The 20323-nt window shown below is 72.9% G+C and carries 22 protein-coding genes; 10 read left to right on the forward strand and 12 right to left on the reverse strand.

From position 1 onward, the window contains the following. Positions 1–3: 3 nt before the first annotated feature. The 4 genes from ACZ7MY_RS33975 to ACZ7MY_RS33990 all read right to left on the reverse strand — a co-directional run bounded on the left by ACZ7MY_RS33975 (position 4) and on the right by ACZ7MY_RS33990 (position 3108). On the reverse strand, positions 4–1032 hold the full coding sequence (locus ACZ7MY_RS33975) for a CU044_5270 family protein (protein ID WP_499607679.1): 1029 nt from the start codon (positions 1030–1032) through the stop codon (positions 4–6). Continuing rightward, complete coding sequence (locus ACZ7MY_RS33980; protein ID WP_499607682.1) at positions 1029–1643, reverse strand: RNA polymerase sigma factor; 615 nt, start codon at positions 1641–1643, stop codon at positions 1029–1031. The genes ACZ7MY_RS33975 and ACZ7MY_RS33980 overlap by 4 nt, the downstream gene beginning before the upstream one ends. Positions 1644–1742: 99 nt before the next feature. Next, complete coding sequence (locus ACZ7MY_RS33985; RefSeq protein WP_499607685.1) at positions 1743–2330, reverse strand: hypothetical protein; 588 nt, start codon at positions 2328–2330, stop codon at positions 1743–1745. After that, a complete protein-coding gene (locus ACZ7MY_RS33990; RefSeq protein ID WP_499607687.1) occupies positions 2323–3108 on the reverse strand; it encodes an alpha/beta hydrolase in 786 nt (261 codons plus the stop codon). The genes ACZ7MY_RS33985 and ACZ7MY_RS33990 overlap by 8 nt, the downstream gene beginning before the upstream one ends. A gap of 130 nt (positions 3109–3238) precedes the next feature. Here ACZ7MY_RS33990 and ACZ7MY_RS33995 point away from each other — a divergent pair, with 130 nt between their 5' ends. From ACZ7MY_RS33995 to ACZ7MY_RS34015, 5 genes are all read left to right on the forward strand, one after another. Next, positions 3239–3952 carry a lysophospholipid acyltransferase family protein gene (locus ACZ7MY_RS33995; RefSeq protein ID WP_499607979.1) on the forward strand — a complete coding sequence of 238 codons (714 nt, stop codon included), beginning with the start codon at positions 3239–3241 and terminating at the stop codon, positions 3950–3952. Positions 3953–4063: 111 nt separating this feature from the next. Then, positions 4064–5218, forward strand: a complete 1155-nt coding sequence (macS, locus tag ACZ7MY_RS34000) for a MacS family sensor histidine kinase (protein WP_499607690.1) — start codon at positions 4064–4066, stop codon at positions 5216–5218. Positions 5219–5235: 17 nt separating this feature from the next. Then, complete coding sequence (locus ACZ7MY_RS34005; RefSeq protein ID WP_431959998.1) at positions 5236–5895, forward strand: response regulator; 660 nt, start codon at positions 5236–5238, stop codon at positions 5893–5895. A gap of 183 nt (positions 5896–6078) precedes the next feature. Further along, positions 6079–7107: a 6-phosphofructokinase gene (locus ACZ7MY_RS34010; protein WP_499607692.1), complete on the forward strand. Its 1029-nt coding sequence runs from the start codon at positions 6079–6081 to the stop codon at positions 7105–7107. A gap of 131 nt (positions 7108–7238) precedes the next feature. Beyond that, a complete protein-coding gene (locus ACZ7MY_RS34015) occupies positions 7239–7901 on the forward strand; it encodes a uridine kinase family protein (protein ID WP_499607694.1) in 663 nt (220 codons plus the stop codon). 237 nt (positions 7902–8138) lie between these two features. Here ACZ7MY_RS34015 and ACZ7MY_RS34020 read toward each other — a convergent pair whose 3' ends face one another. Further along, on the reverse strand, positions 8139–10082 hold the full coding sequence (locus ACZ7MY_RS34020; protein ID WP_499607695.1) for an anthranilate synthase family protein: 1944 nt from the start codon (positions 10080–10082) through the stop codon (positions 8139–8141). Between the two features lie 284 nt (positions 10083–10366). Between ACZ7MY_RS34020 and ACZ7MY_RS34025 the strand changes: the two genes are divergently transcribed. After that, a complete protein-coding gene (locus ACZ7MY_RS34025) occupies positions 10367–10951 on the forward strand; it encodes a Uma2 family endonuclease (RefSeq protein ID WP_499607697.1) in 585 nt (194 codons plus the stop codon). Here the strand turns inward: ACZ7MY_RS34025 and ACZ7MY_RS34030 are convergent. Further along, positions 10929–11321: a hypothetical protein gene (locus ACZ7MY_RS34030; protein WP_499607699.1), complete on the reverse strand. Its 393-nt coding sequence runs from the start codon at positions 11319–11321 to the stop codon at positions 10929–10931. The genes ACZ7MY_RS34025 and ACZ7MY_RS34030 overlap by 23 nt on opposite strands. Positions 11322–11355: 34 nt before the next feature. Further along, positions 11356–12108: a 23S ribosomal RNA methyltransferase Erm gene (erm, locus tag ACZ7MY_RS34035; RefSeq protein ID WP_499607700.1), complete on the reverse strand. Its 753-nt coding sequence runs from the start codon at positions 12106–12108 to the stop codon at positions 11356–11358. Between the two features lie 254 nt (positions 12109–12362). Here erm and ACZ7MY_RS34040 point away from each other — a divergent pair, with 254 nt between their 5' ends. After that, on the forward strand, positions 12363–12860 hold the full coding sequence (locus ACZ7MY_RS34040; protein ID WP_499607702.1) for an anthrone oxygenase family protein: 498 nt from the start codon (positions 12363–12365) through the stop codon (positions 12858–12860). On the opposite strand, the gene ACZ7MY_RS34045 is transcribed toward ACZ7MY_RS34040, so the two are convergent. Next, entirely contained in the window at positions 12838–13356 is a 519-nt protein-coding gene (locus ACZ7MY_RS34045; protein ID WP_499607704.1) for a hypothetical protein, read from the reverse strand. The genes ACZ7MY_RS34040 and ACZ7MY_RS34045 overlap by 23 nt on opposite strands. 298 nt (positions 13357–13654) lie before the next feature. On the opposite strand from ACZ7MY_RS34045, the gene ACZ7MY_RS34050 reads away from it, so the two are divergent. Both ACZ7MY_RS34050 and ACZ7MY_RS34055 read left to right on the forward strand, forming a co-directional pair. Continuing rightward, positions 13655–15004, forward strand: a complete 1350-nt coding sequence (locus ACZ7MY_RS34050) for a class II 3-deoxy-7-phosphoheptulonate synthase (protein WP_499607706.1) — start codon at positions 13655–13657, stop codon at positions 15002–15004. A gap of 148 nt (positions 15005–15152) precedes the next feature. Next, positions 15153–15464, forward strand: coding sequence for a (2Fe-2S)-binding protein (locus ACZ7MY_RS34055; RefSeq protein ID WP_499607709.1), 312 nt, complete (start codon positions 15153–15155; stop codon positions 15462–15464). A gap of 47 nt (positions 15465–15511) precedes the next feature. On the opposite strand, the gene bfr is transcribed toward ACZ7MY_RS34055, so the two are convergent. After that, positions 15512–15991: a bacterioferritin gene (gene bfr, locus ACZ7MY_RS34060; protein ID WP_499607712.1), complete on the reverse strand. Its 480-nt coding sequence runs from the start codon at positions 15989–15991 to the stop codon at positions 15512–15514. Positions 15992–16152: 161 nt separating this feature from the next. Here bfr and ACZ7MY_RS34065 point away from each other — a divergent pair, with 161 nt between their 5' ends. Next, entirely contained in the window at positions 16153–16767 is a 615-nt protein-coding gene (locus tag ACZ7MY_RS34065; protein WP_499607715.1) for a sulfite oxidase-like oxidoreductase, read from the forward strand. Between the two features lie 22 nt (positions 16768–16789). On the opposite strand, the gene ACZ7MY_RS34070 is transcribed toward ACZ7MY_RS34065, so the two are convergent. From ACZ7MY_RS34070 to pknB, 3 genes are all read right to left on the reverse strand, one after another. Beyond that, positions 16790–17329, reverse strand: a complete 540-nt coding sequence (locus tag ACZ7MY_RS34070; protein ID WP_499607718.1) for a DUF4396 domain-containing protein — start codon at positions 17327–17329, stop codon at positions 16790–16792. An 89-nt stretch (positions 17330–17418) separates the two neighbouring features. Beyond that, a complete protein-coding gene (locus tag ACZ7MY_RS34075; protein ID WP_499607722.1) occupies positions 17419–18318 on the reverse strand; it encodes a deoxyribonuclease IV in 900 nt (299 codons plus the stop codon). After that, the gene (gene pknB / locus ACZ7MY_RS34080) at positions 18306–20195 is read right to left on the reverse strand and encodes a Stk1 family PASTA domain-containing Ser/Thr kinase (protein ID WP_499607725.1); all 1890 of its coding nucleotides are present in this window, start codon (positions 20193–20195) and stop codon (positions 18306–18308) included. Before pknB ends, ACZ7MY_RS34075 begins: the two co-directional genes overlap by 13 nt. Between the last annotated feature and the right edge of the window lie 128 nt (positions 20196–20323).

Here is a 20323-nt window from a genome sequence, read left to right on the forward strand (position 1 = left end):
CGGTCAGGGGCGCTGCTTCGCCCGGTCGGTGATCGCCCAGCGGTCGAGCGAGGAGAACTGGGCGAAGGTCCGGCTTCCGGAGGTGCGGTCGTCCTTGAAACCGAGGAACTCGTACGTCTCGGCGTCGAAGACGAAGTTGCTGCCGAAGCCGCCTCGGGCCCCCGCCGGATCGTCGAAGACGATCGCCACGCCCGGCCTGCCCTTGGCGTCCTTCTGACCCGGGACGGCCTTGACCCCCGGGATCCGCGACAGTGCCTCGAACGCCGCCGGCCGCAGGCCGACCGGCATGACCGGCACGAGCTTCAGCAGGCCCGCGAGGCCGAACTCGATGTGCGACCACTCCTCCGGGGTCAGCCGGTCCATCGGGCTCCTGCGGTGCCCCAACCGACTCTGCACCGCCATGATCAGCTTCTCGGGATCGGTCGGCAGCTTCTTGAGCACCGTCCAGTCCTGGGGCGGCCAGGTGGACACCGATTCGACGTGCGGGTCGTCCAGGACGGCGGCGTCCTCGTCCGGGTCGCTCCACCAGCCCTTGCCGAGTTCCATGATCCACGAAGGCCGGGAGCCGTCGACGGACCGCCAGTTCTCGTCGACGTACGTCCTGACCCGGCCGGTGCCCTGCTCGGTCTCCTCGATGGTCTCCCTGGTGTAGATGAACTGGTCGTCGCGGGGCGCCACGACCCGCCCCTTCTCTTTCCGCCGCTCGCGCGCGGCCGCGCCGTTGAGGACGGTCGCCGCGCTGACGGCACGCATCCGCGGCGCATCCTTGCGCCCCGGCCCCGCCTCGCGGACCGCGACCAGCGTCACCGTGCCCGCCGCCGCTGCGGCCGCGCCCGTCACCGCCAGCCGCAGCAGCGGGCGGCGGCCCAGTACGGGGGCGGCGGCGTACGACCGCGGCGCGGGGTGGACGGCGTCGAGGAGACGGGCGCGGGCACGGCGCCGAGCCTCGTCGCCGAGCGGGGCGGCGTCGGCGTCCCAGGCCCGTAGGGCGGCCATCTCGTACGCCCCGCCGGGCTCGTGCAGCTCGTTCATGACCGGGATTCCTCTCGGAAGGCTGTCGGATCGGAACCGCCCAACGCCTCGCGCACCTTGCTGCGAGCCCGGCTGAGCCGTGACCTGACCGTCCCCACGGGTACCCCGAGGGCCTGCGCCGTCTCCTCGTAGCTGAGGTCGGCCCAGGCCACCAGCAGCAGGACGTCCCGGTTGCGGGCCGGCAGCCCGGCCAGCGCGCCGGCCAGCTCATGGCGTACGCCCTGGGCGCTGACCCGCGCGGTCACCCGTTCCGCGAGCGCCTCGTCCCGGCCGCCCCCGTCGTCCGCGGGCGGCAGCTTGGCCAGCGCCCGGAAACGCCGCGCCTCGGCGCGGCGGTGCCGGCCGACGAGGTTGGTCGCGATGCCGAACAGCCACGGACGCGCGTCGTACCGTTCCGTGTCGTAGCGGAACCGCTGCTGGAAGGCGATGACGAAGGTGTCCGCCATCAGGTCGTCCGCTACCTCCGTGCCGAGCCGGCGCGCCGCGTAGCGGTGCACCGACCCGGCATGGCGGTCGAACAGTACGGCGAAGGTCTCGGGCTCGTCCCAGGACCGTTCGATCACCGAGGCGTCACTGTCCTGCCCCACCCTGACGCCTGGCTCCACGGTCACCGGGGCTCCTCTCGTCCATACGACACTCCGAAGACTTGGGCTTTCACCCGTACTTCGCCGTATCGCGGATCCGGGTTCCACAACCCGGTGAGCCCTCCGTCAGACGACGGCGCCGCCTCCCGGCAGGTCGTCGTCCTCGTCGCCGCCCGGGCGCATGCGCGTCACCAGGGTGGCGAAGCCGCCGAGGAAGCCGCCGACGCCGACGGTGAGCGCCCACCACGGCATCGGCTCCTGGAAGAGGACGAAGCCGAAGATCAGCAGCGGCCCGCCGACCGCGGCCAGCCACGCGAACTTCGTCGTCACGTCCGCCTCGGGGAGCGGCGGGGGCTCCGGCGGCTCGTAGTGGCCCTCGTCCGGTTCCTCGTCGAGTTCGTAGTCACGGGGGCCGGACAGCACGGGGTGCAGGACGATCCGCGTCGCCTCCGGCTTCGGGGGCAGCGCGGACGGGTCCGTCGCGCCCTCGCTCGCGTCCCGCTCGCCGTCGCCGTCCCGCTCGGTCGCCGGGACGTCCTCGGCCGCGGGCCAGGAACCCGTCCCGGGCTCGGGGTCCTTGCCGTACGCCGCGACGAGTTCGGCCCACGCCGACTCCTCGTCCAGCGGCGCCCGCTCCGACTCCCCTTCCAGCGGCGCGCGCTCCGGCTCCTCGCCCTCCGGCACGTGCCGACGCTCCTCCTCGGGCTCAGCCACTGGCCGCGTCCTCCTTCTGCGCCTGCTCTCCCGCCCCCGAGAGCCGCTCCACGAAGGCGTACGACTGCTCGAAGACCGTCTCCGCGTCGTGGTCCAGCGTCGCGACGTGGTAACTGCGCTCCAGGACCGTCTCCGTGACGTCCGTCGACGACACCCGGCCCAGTACGACCGCCGAGTTCGACGGGTGGACCACGTGGTCGACGCGGCTGTGCAGCAGCAGGAGCGGCTGCGTCACCTGCGGCAGTTCGTGCCGCACCAGCGTCCAGAAGCGGCTCAGCGAGTGCACCGCCCGCAGCGGGGTGCGGTCGTAGCCGACCTCCTTCGAGCCCTCCTTGGCGATGTCGCTCGCGATGCCCGGCACGGAAGGGACGAAGTGGCGCAGCAGGGGGACGACCTTCAGCTGGTGGCTGTCGGCCTTGACCGAGGGGTTGACCAGGGCGATACCGCTGACCGCAGCGCCGTGCTGCGCGGCCAGCCGCAGGGTCAGGGCCCCGCCCATCGACATTCCGAAGACAAACACGCGGTCACAGCGCTCGGACAGCGCGCGGAATTCCCGGTCCACCTCCGCGTACCAGTCCTCCCAGCCGGTCAGCTGCATGTCCTGCCAGCGCGTGCCGTGTCCCGGCAGCAGCGGTACGGACACGGCCAGGCCCCGCTCCGCGAGGTACTCGGCCCACGGCCGCATGGACTGCGGCGTGCCGGTGAAACCGTGGCACAACAGGACACCGACCTCACCGCCGTCGTGGCGGTAGGGCTCGGCTCCGGGCATCAGCGGCACCGTACGTCTCCTGTTCGGTGGAATGCGCGAAAAGCGATACCTCACAGTACGCGGACGGCCGACACCGGGGGAGAGCACCGGCGGATCTGGCGTTAAGGTCTTCCCGTCAGACACAGGAGGTCATCGGTTGTTGTACGGCGTGATGAAGATCGCCATCGGCCATCCCCTGCGAGCCGCGTTCCGGCCGTGGGTGGAGGGCCTCGAGCACATCCCCAAGCAGGGACCGGCGATCCTGGCGAGCAACCACCTGTCCTTCTCGGACTCCTTCTTCCTGCCCGCCGTGCTCGACCGCAAGGTCACCTTCATCGCCAAGGCCGAGTACTTCACCACGCCCGGCATCAAGGGCAAGCTGACGGCCGCCTTCTTCAAGGGCGTCGGCCAGCTCCCCGTGGACCGCTCCGGCGGGCGCGGCGCCGGCGAGGCCGCGATCAACAGCGGGATAAAGGTCATCGAGGCGGGCGAGCTCTTCGGCATCTACCCCGAGGGCACCCGCTCGCCGGACGGCCGCCTCTACCGCGGCAAGCCCGGCGGTCTGGCCCGCATCGCGCTCGCCACCGGCGCGCCCGTGATCCCGGTCGCCATGATCGACACGGAGAAGATCCAGCCGCCCGGTCAGGTCATGCCCAAGCTGATGCGCCCCGGCATCCGGATCGGCAAGCCGCTGGACTTCAGCCGCTACACGGGCATGGAGCACGACCGCTTCATCCTGCGCTCGGTCACCGACGAGGTGATGTACGAGATCATGAAGCTCTCCGGCCAGGAGTACGTGGACATCTACGCCACCGCCGCCAAGCGGCAGATCGCCGAGGCGGCGAAGAAGCAGCAACAGCACGGCGGGTCCTAGCCGGACGCGCCCGGGGGAACGGGGGGACGGCCGATGGCCGGGGACAGGACCGGCGCGAGCGGGCGGAGAACCGGCGGGCCGGCCGCCGCACGCCCCGCACGCGTCACCCGCATGTCCGTCGAGCAGCCGCTGTGGCGCGCCCTCACCGGCTACCGGCTGCTGACCGCCGCGTACGCCGTCGGGCTCTACGCCGCCGCGTACGACGAGCACGAGCACCCCCTGGCGGGCGCCGCCTACATGGCGGTACTCGCCGTGTGGACGCTGGCCACCGTCGGCAAGGTGAGCTCGCCCCAGCGCTGCACCCGGCCCTTCCTCGTCGCCGACCTCGGCGTCGCGCTCACCGGCATCCTCGTCACCCCGCTCGTCGAGTCGCACCAGCGCATCCTCGACGGCGGCCCCACCCTGCCGTCGATCTGGACCGCGGGCTCCGTGCTCGCCTTCGCCATCAAGGGCGGCTGGCGCTGGGCCGCCGCCGCCTCCTGCCTCGTCGGCGGCGCCAACATCGTCGAGCGCGGCGCCCCGGCCCGCGACACCCTCCACAACGTGCTGCTGGTCGCCATCGCCAGCATCGCCATCGGCTACGTCGTCGAGGTCGCCCGCGCCAGCGAGCGCACCCTCGCCCGCGCCCTGCAGATCGAGGCCGCCACCCGCGAGCGGGAGCGGCTGGCCCGGGACATCCACGACAACGTGCTGCAGGTGCTCGCCATGGTGCAGCGCCGAGGCGCCGAGATCGGCGGCGAGGCCGAGGCCCTGGGACGGATGGCGGGAGAGCAGGAGGCCGCCCTGCGCACCCTGGTCACCGACGGCGCCGCCGCGCTGCCGTCCCCCCGCGACGGCACCGGCGCCGGCCCCGGGGGCGACGCGGGACAGGACCCGGACGCGCCCCGCGACCTGCGCGTGCTGCTCGCCCCGTACGGCAGCGCCCGGGTCACCGTCTCCGCCCCCGGCACCCCCGTCCTCGTCCCGGCGCGCGCCGCCCGCGAACTCGCCGCCGCCGTGGGGGCCGCCCTGGAGAACGTCCGCCGGCACGCGGGGGAGGACGCCCACGCCTGGATCCTGGTCGAGGACGAACCCGGGGCCGTGCTGGTCAGCGTCCGCGACGACGGCCCCGGCATCCCCGAGGGCCGGCTCGCCGCCGCCGAGTCCGAGGGCAGGCTCGGGGTCGCCCAGTCCATCCGCGGCAGGCTCCGGGACCTCGGCGGCACGGCGGAACTGGTGTCGGTGCCCGGGCAGGGGACAGAAGTCGAGTTGAGGCTCGCGAAGTGAGGGAGGAGATTGGGGTCATGGCCGTGAAGGTGATGGTGGTCGACGACCACCCCATGTGGCGGGACGCGGTCGCCCGCGACCTCACCGAGGCCGGGTACGTGGTGGTCGCCACCGCCGGCGACGGTCCGGAGGCGGTGCGGCGCGCCAAGGCGGCCATGCCCGAGGTGCTCGTCCTCGACCTCAACCTGCCCGGACTGTCCGGCGTCCAGGTCTGCAAGGACGTGATCGCCGACAACCCCGCCCTGCGGGTGCTGGTGCTCTCCGCGAGCGGCGAGCACGCGGACGTCCTGGAGGCCGTGAAGTCCGGCGCCACCGGCTACCTGCTGAAGTCCGCCGGCCGCGAGGAACTCCTCGACGCCGTCCGCCGCACCGCCGTCGGCGACCCCGTCTTCACCCCCGGCCTCGCCGGCCTCGTCCTCGGCGAGTACCGCCGCCTCGCCTCCGACCCCGCCCCCGCCGCGGCCGACACCCCCGAGGCACCCCGCCTCACCGACCGCGAGACCGAGGTCCTGCGGCTCGTCGCCAAGGGACTCAGCTACAAGCAGATCGCCGAGCGGCTGGTCATCTCCCACCGCACCGTCCAGAACCACGTCCAGAACACCCTCGGCAAGCTCCAGCTCCACAACCGCGTCGAACTCGTCCGCTACGCCATCGAACGCGGACTGGACGAGGAGTAGCCCCCGCCCGTACCGCCGGGGGCGCGCCCGTGGTCGTGCCGCGCGCCGTCCGGAAGGGTGAAATCGGCGGGCCAACATCCCCGCGGATCACGGGATTTCACCGAACGGCCCATCCCACCTGTGACGCCGGTCACGCTAGCGTCGTGGGCGCAGGCAAAAGGTGCGAACGGGAAGGGATGGATCATGCGAGTTGGCGTGCTGACCGGCGGCGGAGACTGCCCCGGGCTCAACGCGGTCATCCGTGCCATCGTGCGCAAGGGTGTCCAGGAGTACGGATACGAGTTCACCGGTTTCAGGGACGGCTGGCACGGCCCCCTCGAGGGCGACACCGTGCCCCTCGACATCACCGCCGTGCGCGGCATCCTCCCGCGCGGCGGCACGATCCTCGGCTCGTCGCGCACGAACCCGCTCAAGGCGGAGAACGGCGTGCGCCGCGTCAAGGACAACCTCGCCAAGTACGAGGTCGACGCGCTCGTCGCGATCGGCGGCGAGGACACGCTCGGCGTCGCCACCGCCCTGTCGGACGAGTACGGCGTCCCCTGCGTCGGCGTCCCCAAGACCATCGACAACGACCTGGCGGCCACCGACTACACCTTCGGCTTCGACACCGCCGTCAACATCGCCACCGAGGCCATCGACCGCCTCCACACCACCGCCGAGTCGCACATGCGCGTCCTCGTCGTCGAGGTGATGGGCCGCCACGCCGGCTGGATCGCCCTCCACTCCGGCCTCGCCGGCGGCGCCAACGTCATCCTCATCCCGGAACAGCGCTTCGACCTCGACCAGGTCTGCGCCTGGGTGGAGAGCCGCTTCAAGATCCGCTACGCACCCATCGTCGTGGTCGCCGAGGGCGCCATGCCGAAGGACGGCGACGTGGTGCTCAAGGACCAGACGCTCGACTCCTTCGGCCACGTGCGGCTCTCCGGCGTCGGCGAATGGCTCGCCAAGGAGATCGAACGGCGCACGGGCAAGGAGGCCCGCACCACCGTGCTCGGCCACGTCCAGCGCGGCGGCACCCCCAGTGCCTTCGACCGCTGGCTCGCCACCCGCTTCGGCCTGCACGCCATCGACGCGGTCCGCGACCAGGACTGGGGCAAGATGGTCGCCCTGCGCGGCACGGACATCGTCCGCGTCCCGCTCCGCGACGCGACGACCCAGCTCAAGACGGTCGATCCGCGGCTCTACACCGAGGCCGGCGTCTTCTTCGGGTAGCCCCTGCGCCACCTCGGCGACCTCTGCGCTTCTCCCGCTTGCCATGGGCGATCACGCGGCCGTACATTCCCTCCACCCGGCTTGTCCGGCCGCTTCGTCTATCCCCCTTGAGCACATGAGGAGCGCCCGGCATGACGGGTGTACTGGCGGTCGCAGGCGGCACCGCATCCGGCAAGTCCACCCTTGCCGAGGCCCTGTCGCTGCAGTGTCCCGAGAGCATCGCACTGGTCCATCTGGACGACTACTACGTGCCCGCGCACGACCCCCTGCGGGGCGTGTGGACGGTCAGCGCCGGCGGGCACGCCATCCTCGACTGGAACCATCCCGGCTCCATCGACGAGGCCGCCGTCAGCGCCGCGATCGACATGGCGCTGACCCGGCCCGGCGTCCGCCTGGTGGTGGTCGAGGGACTCTTCGCCCTGACCCTGCCGTCGGTGCGGGAACGCGCCGACTGGCGGGTGTACGTGGACGCCCCCGACGACGTCCGGCTGGCCCGCAAGATCCTGCGCAAGATCGAGGTCCAGCGGCAGGACCCGCGGCTGTCCCTGCTGAACTACCTGCAGAGCGGCCGGGACCGGCACGTCGCCCACGTCGCGCCCTCCCGGGCGGCGGCCGACCTGGTGGTGGACGGCACGCACGAGGGCCCCGAGATGCTGGCCGCGGTGCTGGGCCTCGTCGGCCCGCTCCTGTCGGCCGTCCCCGAGCCCCTGCCCGATCAGCTCCCCGCCGCCCGCCCCCGTCGTGCCCGCGCGGTCACCCCCCGTACGCACCCCTTCCCCGCGGCGGCGGTCTGACGGCCGACGGCTTCCGCGAGCGGTGGCGGGGGCGGTGGGGTGACGTCGGCTTTCCCCCCGTGTCGCGCCCGAAGGGCGCGAGACGACGGAACAGCCGAACCACCACTCCGCCCCCGCCGCTCCCGTCTGGTGGGCGAAGAAGGCCCGCCCCCTGAGCGGACGTGCAGCAGGCCGCGCACGAGCAGCGGCAGCGGGGTCGCGGGGCCGGCCGCTGCCGCCGGCCCCGCGCGTCCTCCGCTACCCCGCCACCGTCACCCCCGCCAAGAGCTCCGCCACGATCGCCGTGCCGTTCAGGCTGAGCACGGACTCCGGGTGGAACTGGACGCCCGCGAAGCCCGGGCCGCGCAGGGCGTGGACGTCGCCGGTGGTCCGGTCGCGGCTCAGGTCGACGCGGTGCATGGCCAGCTCCTCCGCCGTCGCGTCGTCGCAGCGGGCGGTGAAGGAGTTGTAGAACCCCACGGTCTCCGCCCGCCCGAACAGGTCGATCGGTGTCTGCGCGCCCTGGTAGGGGACGTCCTTGCGGACGATGTCGAGACCGAGCTCGGCGGCGATCAGCTCGTGGCCGAGGCAGACCCCGAGCAGGCCGTGCCGGTGGCCGCGGACGAGTTCGGCGGCGAGGCCGCGCAGCAGCGCCATCTTGGGATCGCCGGTGTCGGACGGGTCGCCCGGGCCCGGGCCGAGGACGACCGGGCCGCGGTGGGCGAGGGCGGCCCCGCGCAGTCCCGGCTCGTCGAAGCGGCGCACGGTGACCTCCAGCCCGGACGACCGCAGTACGTGCGCGAGCATCGCGGTGAAGGTGTCCTCGCCGTCCACCACGAGGGCGTGCCCGGACGATGTGCGGGGCTGCTCGGCGGTCTGCATCCGCAGCCAGAACGGCGCCAGGTTCCTGCGGCGTCCGTCCAGCGCGGCCCGGACCCGGATGTCGTCGCCGAGCCGCGGCCGGTCCGCCGCCGGGCCCCGGGACGGTCCGGGCCGCACCCCCAGCGCGGCCAGCACGGCCGCCGCCTTGGCGTGCGTCTCGGCGACCTCCCCGTACGGGTCGGAGCGCCGCACCAGCGTCGCGCCCACCGGCACCTTCAGCCCGCCCGCGGCGTCGACGTCCGCCGTGCGGATCAGGATGGGGGAGTCCAGGGTCTGCGCGCCGCCCGCGTCCCGCCCGATCAGCGCGAGGGCGCCCGCGTAGTAGCCGCGGCCGCCCGGTTCGTGGCGCTCGATCACCCGGCACGCGTTCTGCACCGGCGAGCCGGTGACCGTCGCGGCGAACATCGTCTCGCGCAGGACGTCCCGCACGTCCATCGAACTGCGGCCGCGCAACTCGTACTCGGTGTGCGCCAGGTGCGCCATCTCCTTCAGGCGCGGGCCGACGACCACCCCGCCGAGGTCGCCGACGGTGCACATCATCTTCAGCTCCTCGTCGACCACCATCGTCAGCTCCTCCACCTCCTTGGCGTCGCCGAGGAAGGCGAGCAGCCCCTCCGCGTCCGGCCCCTGCGCGGGGTAGCGGTAGGTGCCGCTGATGGGGTTCATGACGACCGTGCCGCCGGTCATCCGGACGTGCACCTCGGGGCTCGCGCCGACCAGGGTGCGCTCGGGCGTGCGCACCACGAACGTCCAGTAGGCGCCGCGCTCGCCGTCGAGCAGCCTGCGGAACAGCGCGAGCGCGTCCGCTGCCGCGAACCCCGGGATCTCGCCGCGGAAGGTGCGCCGGATGACGAAGTTCGCGCCCTCGCCGCGGCCGATCTCGTCCTCGATGACGCGCTCCACGATCCCGGCGTAGGTGTCGTCGTCGACGTCGAAGGCCCCGCCCTCGACGCGCACCGCGTGCGCGGGCAGGGCCGCCGTGAGCTCGGACAGCGGCAGCTCGTACGTCTCCAGGGGGCGGAGCACGACCAGCGGCGTCCCGTCGTCGCGCACGTCGAAGCCGCGCTCCCTGATCTGCCGGTACGGCACCAGCGCCAGCGCGTCCACCGCGGGCCGGGCCCCCTCGGGGGCGCCGGTGGGCAGCGCGATGTCGGTCAGCCGCTCGGCCGTCCCGACCGGGCCGAGCAGCACCTCGACGCTGTCCGCGGCGCATCCCGGCGCTCTGCGCCGCAGCAGCGCGAACGGTGGGCACGCGGGGTCCAGCAGCCGTTCGACGAGCGCGGCGGCGGAGGGCGTGGTGCTGGGGTCGTGGTTCTCCACGGCGGTTCCTTCCGGTCTTCGGCGAGGGAAGGGACGGCCGCAGGAACACCGAAGGCCGCCCTTCGGGCGGCCTGAGCGTCTGCCTGTGCGTACGCGCTGCTAGTGGGCCGCCGGATCCGCGGTCCACCACCACTGCAGGTGCGTCTGCTGCGCGTACATGTTCCGCACCTTAACGCATGCGCTCACGACGCGGCGGTCGCGTCTCACGCTTTCGGGGCACCGCAGGGGCATACGTCCCCGGTACGCTCGGGGATGCGTCCAGAATCCCGTCCATGGGAGGAACCATGACCGCAGAGCCGCTGCCGGCCTGGGCGATTCCGCCGCGTGGCGGCTTCACCTCGGACGACCTGGACCGCATTCCCGACCTCCCGCCGCACACGGAGTTGATCGACGGGAGCCTGGTGTTCGTGAGCCCGCAGAAGAGCTTTCATTCGCTGGTAATCGATCTGCTGGTACTGGCTCTGCGAGCGACAGCCCCGGAGACCCTGCGGGTGCGGCGGGAGATGAGCGTCGAGCTGAACACGCGCAACCGGCCCGAGCCGGACCTCGTCCTGGTGCGCGCGGAGGCCGCGAGCGACGCGGCCGACGAGACCGGGTACCAGGCGGCGGACGCCGTGCTCGTCGTCGAGGTCGTCTCGCCCGACTCCGAGGAGCGGGACCGCAAGCGCAAGCCGCAGTTGTACGCCGAGGCGGGCATCCCGCACTTCTGGCGCGTCGAGAAGGGCGAGGGCCGGCTCCCCGTCGTCTACGTCTTCGAACTGGAGCCGGCCACCGGCACCTACGTCGCCACCGGCATCCACCACGAACGCCTCAAGGTGTCCGTGCCGTTCGCCGTGGACATCGACCTCAGCGGGATCGACCGGCTGTAGCCGCCGCTTCCTGGAAGCGCCGCAGGAGTTCCCGGCCGGGTGCGCTGCCGGCGTCGAAGCCCTGGATGCCGCGCAACTGCGCGGGCACGAGCGGGCCGAGCAGCAGCGCGCCGTCGCAGCTGAAGCAGAGGGCGACCTCGAAGAGGACCTCGTGGGCGCTGTGGGCGCGGACCGCGTAGCCCGGCACGAAGCACCGGGCACGCTCGCCCTCCGGCACTTCGCCGAGCAGGCCGAGGACGTGCCGCGCCTCGTCCTCGACCCAGACGTCGATCGTGTCCCCCGGCACGGTGCGCGGCCGGGGGAACAGATCGGCGGTGACGCGCACGGCCTCGACGAACTCGATCGGCGCGGCGGCGACGGGAAGCAGCATGGGCACAGCATGGCCGCACCCCGGCCGGCTCACCTCACCGGACCAGCCGCCACAAGGACGCCCACTGCTCGGCAGTGAGGTCCTTGGGGAGGGCGTACGGGGGCACGCCCTCGGCACGGAGCCAGTCGCGCAGTGCCGTGCGGTCGAAGTGCCCGGTACGGGTGAGGACTTCGCGCAGGCCGCGGCCAGGGCCGGTGAACACCCGCTGGACGAAGGCCTGGTAGGCCCGCCGGTCGCCCGGGACGAGGGGCTCCGGCCGCCGGCCCATGGTGAGCAAGCCGCCGTCGACCGAGGGCGCCGGGCGGAAGGCGCGCGCGGGGACGCGGGAGTGGAGGGCGAAGTCGTACCAGGGCCACCAGGAGGCGGTGAGCATGGTGGCGCCGCCGACGCCCGCCCGGCGGCGGGCGACCTCCCACTGGACGAGCAGCACCGCGGACTCCCACCGGTCGGCGGCCAGGACGCGCCGCATGATGGTGGTCGTCAGGTGGAAGGGCAGGTTGCCGACGATGACGTGCGGCTCCTGCGGGAAGCGGTAGCGCAGGACGTCGGTGTTGACGACGTGCGCGCCGCGCGGGAGCCGCCGCTGCAGGCGCTGTGCGCGCCGGGGGTCGATCTCGACGGCCGTGAGGGGACGGCCGGTGCGGCTGAGGGGGAGGGTCAGCGCCCCGTCACCGGGGCCGATCTCGACGATGGGCCCGCTGGTGGCGGCGACGAGGGCCTCGATGGAGGCGATGACGGTGCGGTCGGTGAGGAAGTTCTGGCCGAGCTCGTGTCGGCCACCCACCATGGACCGGTGGTGAGGCATGGGTGTGCACTCCGCGACATAAGAGGTTCCGACGATGGACCCGATGCCGCGGCGAAGAGCGCCGCGGCTATGCCCGGCGCAGCCTGATGCAGTAGGTGCAACCCATGTGCGGCACGCTATCCCGCCCCCCTGCGGCGCCGCACCTGGTTTTCCGGGGGGACCGCGTGGACGCTCGCGCATGGGGCGGAGCGTCCGGGCCATGTTCCGTCTCAGCCGGGCGCGGCTTCACTGGGCGCATGACTTCCCGAGACGCCGTCCTCGTCGCGGCCACCGTCGCCGTCGGCCTCGTGGCCGGGCTGTTCTTCGCCTTCTCCGTCGCCGTCATGCCGGGTCTGGCCAGGTCGGCTGACCGCACGCTGGTCGACGCGATGCAGCGCATCAACGTCGCCATCCAGAACGGCTGGTTCCTGCTGGTGTTCGCCGGTTCGCTGGTGCTGTGCGCCGCCGCGGTGGCGCTCTGTCTGCGCGACGGCGAGCGCGGCCCGCTCCCGTGGGTGATCGCCGCGACCGTGCTCTACCTGGCGGTACTCGTCGTCACCTTCGGGGTCAGCATCCCGCTGAACGACCGGCTGGACGCGGCGGGCGACCCTGCGCACCTCGCCGACGTCGCCGCCGTGCGCGAGCGGTTCGAGGCGGCCTGGGTCCGCTGGAACCTGGTGCGCACCCTGCTGTGCACGGGCGCGCTGGGCTGCCTGGGCCCGGCGCTCGTCCTCAGCGGCCGGGCCGGCGCGTGAGCGGCGCCTCGCACAGGGCACAGGTGAAGTCGCCGTCCTTGACGAGGTTGCGTTCGCCGCACCGGGGGCAGTGCCGGAAGACGACGGCCTGCGTGAACCACGCCGGACGGGCGAGGCCGGCGCGGTCGAGGGCGGCCGCCAGGGCCGGCCAGGAGGCGTCGGGGTCCGGGCAGTAGCCGGTCGACTGGTTGCTGACCTCGGTCACCTCCCAGCCGCCCTCCCGCCGTGCGGCGAACGCGATCTCCCCGGCGGCCAGCACGGGCCCGCCCCCGGCACACGCCACGTGCTCGCTGCGGCGCGGTGCCAGCAGGAGCGTGCCACCGGGGTCGACGACGTAGGTGAAGGGCTCCTCGCGCTCGGCCGGGCCGGCGCCCTCCAGCCACTTCCGGACGTCCTGCGGCGACCGCACCGCCCGGCCCGCCGCGCCCGGCCGGACCACGGCGGCGCGGATGTCGTCCGGTCCCACGTAGGTGAACGCCTCGGGCGGTGTCGGCATGGCGGCGGCGGCCTCCTTCGGCACCGGCTGCGGAGTCGGGGCCGAGCGTACGCGTCCCCGACCGGGCGCCGTCTCACTGGGTGGACCCCACGGCGGGCGGACGAGCCGGACGCGCCGCCGCCGCGCGCCGTGAGGCGCCGGGCGCGCGGGTCCTGGCGGGGCGACGGAAGGGCGCGCCGTCCGCCCTCCGGAAGCCCGCTCGCGGCCGCCCGGAGGGGGCTTCCAGGGGGTCACCCGGTCGTCTCATCCTCTGGTCCGGTGCGCAAAGGAAGGGACACGACCACGTAATGTGGGCTGCGTGACCGTGAACGCTGAAACCCACGCCGGGCGCCAGACCTGGCGCTCACTGCCCGCGGCGCAGCAGCCTGAGTACCCCGACCCCGAGGCTCTGCGCGAAGTGATCGCGGACCTCGAGTCGTATCCGCCGCTCGTCTTCGCAGGCGAGTGCGACCAGCTGCGCGACCGCCTGGGGGCCGTGGCCCGTGGTGAGGCGTTCCTGCTGCAGGGCGGGGACTGCGCCGAGGCCTTCGACCAGATCGGCGCCGACCAGATCCGCAGCAAGCTGAAGACGCTGCTGCAGATGGGCGCCGTCCTCACCTACGCCGCGTCCGTGCCGGTCGTGAAGGTGGGCCGGATCGCCGGCCAGTACAGCAAGCCGCGTTCGAAGCCGACCGAGACCCGGGGCGGGGTCACCCTCCCCACCTACCGCGGCGACTCGGTGAACGGCTTCGACTTCACCGAGACGGCCCGCGTGCCGGACCCGGAGCGGCTGAAGCGGATGTACCACGCGTCCGCCGCGACGCTGAACCTCGTACGGGCCTTCACCACCGGCGGCTACGCCGACCTGCGGCAGGTGCACGCCTGGAACCAGGACTTCGTGCGTTCCTCGCCGTCCGGGCAGCGCTACGAGGCCCTCGCCCGGGAGATCGACGGCGCGCTGAACTTCATGCACGCCTGCGGCGCGGACCCGGAGGAGTTCAAGACCGTCGAGTTCTACGCCTCCCACGAGGCGCTGCTGCTCGACTACGAGTCGGCGCTGACCCGCGTGGACTCGCGCACCGGCCGGCTCTACGACGTGTCCGGCCACATGGTCTGGATCGGTGAGCGCACCCGTCAGCTCGACCACGCGCACATCGAGTTCGCCTCGAAGATCCGCAACCCGCTCGGCGTCAAGCTCGGCCCGACGACCACGCCCGAGGAGGCGCTGGCGCTGATCGACCGGCTGGACCCGGACCGCGAGCCCGGCCGGCTGACCTTCATCACGCGCATGGGCGCGGGCAAGGTGCGCGAGCTGCTGCCGAACCTGGTGGAGAAGGTCACGGCCTCGGGCGCGCAGGTCGCCTGGGTCTGCGACCCGATGCACGGCAACACCTTCGAGGCGGCCTCGGGCCACAAGACCCGCCGCTTCGACGACGTGCTCGACGAGGTCAAGGGCTTCTTCGAGGTGCACCACGGCCTCGGCACCCACCCCGGCGGCATCCACGTGGAGCTCACCGGTGACGACGTCACCGAGTGCGTGGGCGGCGGCGACGAGATCTTCGTCGACGACCTGCACCAGCGCTACGAGACGGCCTGCGACCCCCGGCTCAACCGCAGCCAGTCCCTGGACCTGGCCTTCCTGGTGGCCGAGATGTACCGCGGCCAGTAGCCGGCGACGGCGGGGCGGCCGCCCCGGCGCGGACCCTGAGAGGGGCGCGGATCACATCGATCCGCGCCCCTCGTCGGTTTCCAGCCACTCGCCCGGCGGGTAAGGTTAGGTTAACCTCAGGCCGGGATGCGAGAGAGGGGTGAACCGCGTGTACGTCTGCTCATGCTTCGGCATCACCGAAGAGCAGGTCAAGCAGCATGCGGACGCAGGTCGCTGCACCCCTCGCCAGATCGCCTCCGCCTGCAAGGCGGGCACCGACTGTGGTTCCTGCGTGCGCCGGATACAGGCGCTTCTCGGCCGCGGCGAGGGCTGTACCACCCGTACGAAGCTCGACACGGCGACGTCCGGGACGCCCGCCGTGCCCCCCGCCGACCCCGCGCCCCCGGCCTCGCTGCCGGTCCCGCCCGCGCTGCCGGTGCCGGTCACGGCTCCGCTGCCCGCGGCCGCCAGCGCCGCCTGACGGACCCCTGCCCGGACGCGGGCCCTCGGTCGTCGCTCCCGGGCCCCTCAGCTGTCGGGCTGCTCGATGAGCTGCGCGATGTACAGCGGTTCCCCGAGCTTCTCGACGAGCTCGAGCTGGGTGTCGAGGTAGTCGATGTGGTGCTCCTCGTCGGCGAGGATGTCCTCGAAGATGTTGGCCGAGGTGATGTCGCCCTTCGCCCGCATGACCTCGATGCCGCGCCGGAGGCGGTCGATCGCCTCGACCTCGACCTGGCGGTCGGCCTGGAACATCTCGGTGAGGGTCTGCCCCACCCGGACGTGGAAGAGCCGCTGGTAGTTCGGCAGTCCCTCGAGGAAGAGGATGCGGTCGGTCAGCACCTCGGCGTGCTTCATCTCGTCGAAGGACTCGTGCCGCGTGTACTTGGCGAGCTTCGTCCAGCCGAGGTTCTCCTGCATCTTGGCGTGCAGGAAGTACTGGTTGATCGCCGTCAGCTCGCCCGTCAGCTGCTCGTTCAGGAACTCGATGACCTCGGGGTCGCCCTGCATGGCAAGCCCGTCCTTTCCGGAGGAATCCACACGATGGGCGCATCTTCGCACCGAGGGTGGAAGCGATCCAGTAAGTTCACACTTACTCCACTGACCCGGCTTGTCATACTTTGCCCGGGTGCTGGTCGGTAGCACTACATCCGGTCTGTCACCATGGACGCATGGGTCAGTCCGAACGCCGCGAAGGGGAGCTCCCTCCCGGGCAGCGGCTCCAGCGGGGCTGGCCGGTCACCCACTACGGTCCGGTGCCCAGGTTCAAGCCCGACCGGTGGGAGTTCCAGGTCTTCGGCGCCACCGCGGACGGCGGCAAGCGCGCCTGGGGCCACGAGGAGTTCGCCGCGCTGCCGTACTCGACGGTCGTCGGCGACTTTCACTGCGTGACCAAGTTCAGCATGCTCGGGGTCGAGTGGGGCGGCGTCTCCGCCGCCGAGATCCTGCGGCTCGCGCCGCCCGCACCGGACGTCACACACGTCATGGTGTGGGCCGAGTACGGCTTCAGCTCCAACCTGCGGCTGGCGGACTTCGCCGACCCCAAGACGATGTTCGCGACCCACCGCGGCGGTGAGCCGCTGACCGCGGAGCACGGCTTCCCGGTCCGGCTGGTCGTGCCCCACCTCTACGCCTGGAAGGGACCCAAGTGGGTCCGCGGCGTGGAGTACATGACGTCGGACCGCCGCGGGTTCTGGGAGGAGCGCGGCTACCACAATCTCGGCGACCCCTGGAGCGAGCAGCGCTACTCGTACCAGGAGGAGCCCGGCGACGGGCCGGAGTTGTAGCCGCCGGGCCCCCGCCGCCGGATCAGTGGTACCCGTGGACGACCGCGTGGCCCTTGCCGCGGCCGATCATCCACTTGTTGACGGGCGTGGTCACCAGGAAGGCGACCACGAAGGCCGGCGCGAGGCTGAGCCAGAACAGCGCGTCCGACAGCGTGGCGTCCATGGCGCCCGGGAACAGAAGGATCGTGCCGTTGTCCGCGATCTCCATGAAGACGATCGAGACGGTGTCGGCGGCGAGCGCCACCCGTACCGCGCCGCGCAGGTCCAGGCCGGCGCGCAGCACGCCGCGCATGGTGAGCGCGTAGCCGAAGACGAAGGCCAGCACGATCGCCAGGACCATCGTCGGGACGTTGTGCCAGCCGAGGGCCGTGCCGATCGCCATGCCGAGGACCTCGCCGATCGCACAGCCGGTGAGGCAGTGCAGTGTGGCCTGGACGGCGGTGCCCCAGGAGGCCGGGCCGGTGGGGTGGGCGCCGGTGGGGTGGGCGCCGGTGGGGTGGGCGGCGCCGGTTTGTTCGTGGTGTTCATGGTGTTCGTGGTGCGAGTGCTCGACGTGCTGCATCCTGCGTCCCCCAGGGGTGAGTGCGGTGTCGTCGTGCGGTGCGTCGCCTTCCAACGCTATACCCCCCCGGGGTATTCCCGGGCGTGCGCTCAGGCCGGGCGCAGTGACTTCAGGACGGCCACGTCCGTGGCCATCCCGGTGCCCCCGGGGCCGCCGTTCGGCGTCTCCACGATCAGCGGCACGCCCTCCGTGGCGGGGTGCCGGAACAGCTCCCCGAAGGCCGCCGCGCCGATGTGACCCGCGCCGATGTTCTCGTGGCGGTCCTTGTGGGCGCCGGTGACGTCCTTGGAGTCGTTGGCGTGGATCAGCCGCAGCCGCCCCTCGCCGACCGTCGCCACGAGTTCGTCCAGCGTGGCCTTGACCCCGCCGGCGGCCGCGAGGTCGTGCCCGGCCGCGAACACGTGGCAGGTGTCCAGGCAGACGCCCAGCCGCGGGTGGCGGTCCAGCGCGTCGAAGTACGGACCGAGGTCCTCCACCAGCGAGCAGAGCGAGGAGCCCTGCCCCGCGGTCGGCTCCAGCAGCAGCCACGGGTCGTCCTCGTGCGTCAGCTCCTCCAGCAGGGGCAGCATCCGTTCCCGTACCTGCGCCAGCGCCACGGCGCGGGAGCGTCCACCGGTCGCCGACCCGGTGTGGACGACCGTGCCCAGCGCGCCGATCTCCCGCCCGCGGCGCAGCGAGTGGCGCAGGGAGTCGACCGAGTGGTCGACCGTCGCCCCGGTGTGGGAGCCGAAGTTGATCAGGTACGGCGCGTGGACGTAGGCGGGGACGCCCTGCGCCGCGCAGCGCTCGCGGAACTCCTCGTCCTGCCGCGGACTGCCGGGCGGGGTCGCCCACCCACGGGGGTTGGCGACGAAGACCTGCACGGTCTCGGCGCCCATCCGTGCGGCCTCCGCCAGCCCGGTGCGGGCCAGGCCGCCGGCCACCGCCACATGACCGCCGACGGGGTTGCGGCGCGCGGCGGCGCCCTCGGACGTGGCTATCGCACCCACAGTGTGATCGTGCTGCCCTTCGGAGCGTCGGTGCCGCCGGCCGGCGACTGGTTGTTGACCTGACCGGTGAAGAAGAACTGGATCACGCGGACGTCGAAGCCCGCGGCCTCCAGTTTCTCCTTCGCCTCGTCGACGGCCAAGCCTTCCACGTCCGGCACCTCGACCATCTCCTGGCCCTTGGAGACCGTGAGGGTGACCGTGTCCCCGGCCGCCAGGCGGGTGTTCGCGCCGGGCGACTGCCCGGCGACCGCGCCCTCGTCCGCCTGGTCGGAGAAGACCTGCCGGGGGTCCACCTTCACCCGCAGCCCGGCGTCCTCCAGCTGCCGGCGGGCGTCCTCCAGCGGCTGTCCGACCAGGTCGGGGGCGTCGACCGGCGCACCCTTGCTCACCACCAGCGACACGGCCGAGTCCGGCCGCCGGCTGGCGCCCGAGCCGGGGTCGGTCGAGATCACCCGGCCCTGCGGCACCTCGTCGCTGAACTCCCGGGACACGGTCCCCGGGCTCAGGCCCGCCGCCTTCAGCCGCCGCTTGGCCTCGGCCAGTTCCTCGCCGACGACGCCGGGCACCTTCACCCGCTCCGGACCCTTGGACACGGTGATCGTCACCGTGCCGTTGTCACGGATGCGCTCGCCGGTGCCCGGGTCGGTGGCCGCCACCTTGCCCTTGGTCATCGTCGGGTCGAACGCCTCGACGACCTCGACCCGCAGCCCGGCGTCGCGCAACTGGCGCTCCGCCTGCGCCTGCGGCAGCCCGAGGACGGCCGGGGTCCTGGTGAACTGGCCGTCGTTGATGTACCAGACGCCCGCCCCGACCCCCAGGATCAGCAGCAGGGTCGCCACGACCGCGATCACCCCGGGACGCCTACGGGACCGTACGGCCGCCCGGGGCTGCCGCCGGGTCGGCTCGGGGGACAGCTCCAGGCGCGCGGTGCGGTGCACCATCGCCGTCGGCTCCTCGGAACCTGCGGGCACGGCGCCGGGCACCGGCGCGGGGGTGCGTGCGGCGGGCGGCACCAGGTCCAGTTGCTCGGGCGTCATGGCCTGGCGTACCGCGTGCAGCCGCCGCAGCAGCTCCGCGGCGTCGGCCGGGCGGCGGGCGGCGACGCGCGCGGTCGCCTCGGCCACCAGCGCGTCCAGCTGCGGGGGCAGCCCCGGGGAGAGGGCCGACGGGGCGGGCACGTCCTCGTTGACGAGCTGGTAGATCACCTGCACCGGTGTCTCGCCGCGGTGCGGCTTGCCGCCGGTGAGCATCTCGTAGAGCAGCACCCCGCAGGCGTACACATCGGTGCGCTCGTCGGTCGTGAAGCTCTCGACCTGCTCCGGCGCCATGTAGGAGACCGTGCCCAGGACACCGCTGGTGGAGGTGTTGGTGTGCGTGCCCGCGATCCTGACCAGGCCGAAGTCCGCCACCTTGACGCGTCCGTCGTCCCCGATGAGGACGTTCTCCGGCTTCATGTCGCGGTGCACCAGCCCCGCCCGGTGCGCAGCGCCGAGCGCGGCCAGTACGGGCTCCAGGATGTCGAGGGCGGCCCGCGGCGGCAGCGCGCCGCGGTCGCGCAGCACGTCGCGCAGGGTGCAGCCGGCGATGTACTCCATCGCCAGGTAGACGTAGGTGCCGTCGGCACCCTGGTCGTAGACCTGCACCACGTTGGGGTGGTCGAGGCGGGCGACGGTCTTGGCCTCGCGGATGAAGCGCTCCACGAAGCCGGGCTCGGCGGAGAGGGCGGGGTGCATGACCTTCAGGGCCAGCAGCCGGTCCAGGCGCGTGTCCAGCGCCCGGTACACCGTCGCCATGCCGCCGACCGCGATCCGGGACTCCACCCGGTAGCGGCCGTCGAGCGTCTGCCCGATCAGCGGGTCATGAAGCGTCCTGTCCACGAAGGTGGAGTTTACGGTGCCGACATGACCCTTCTGGGCTAACGCGCCCAGGTTGTACCCCACCCGTGCGGTACCGCAACCGCCCCGTGACCCGGGTCGGCGCCGGGGCCGAAGCCGGCCGCGGCGCC

The organism is Streptomyces sp. NPDC111520 (assembly GCF_055635295.1).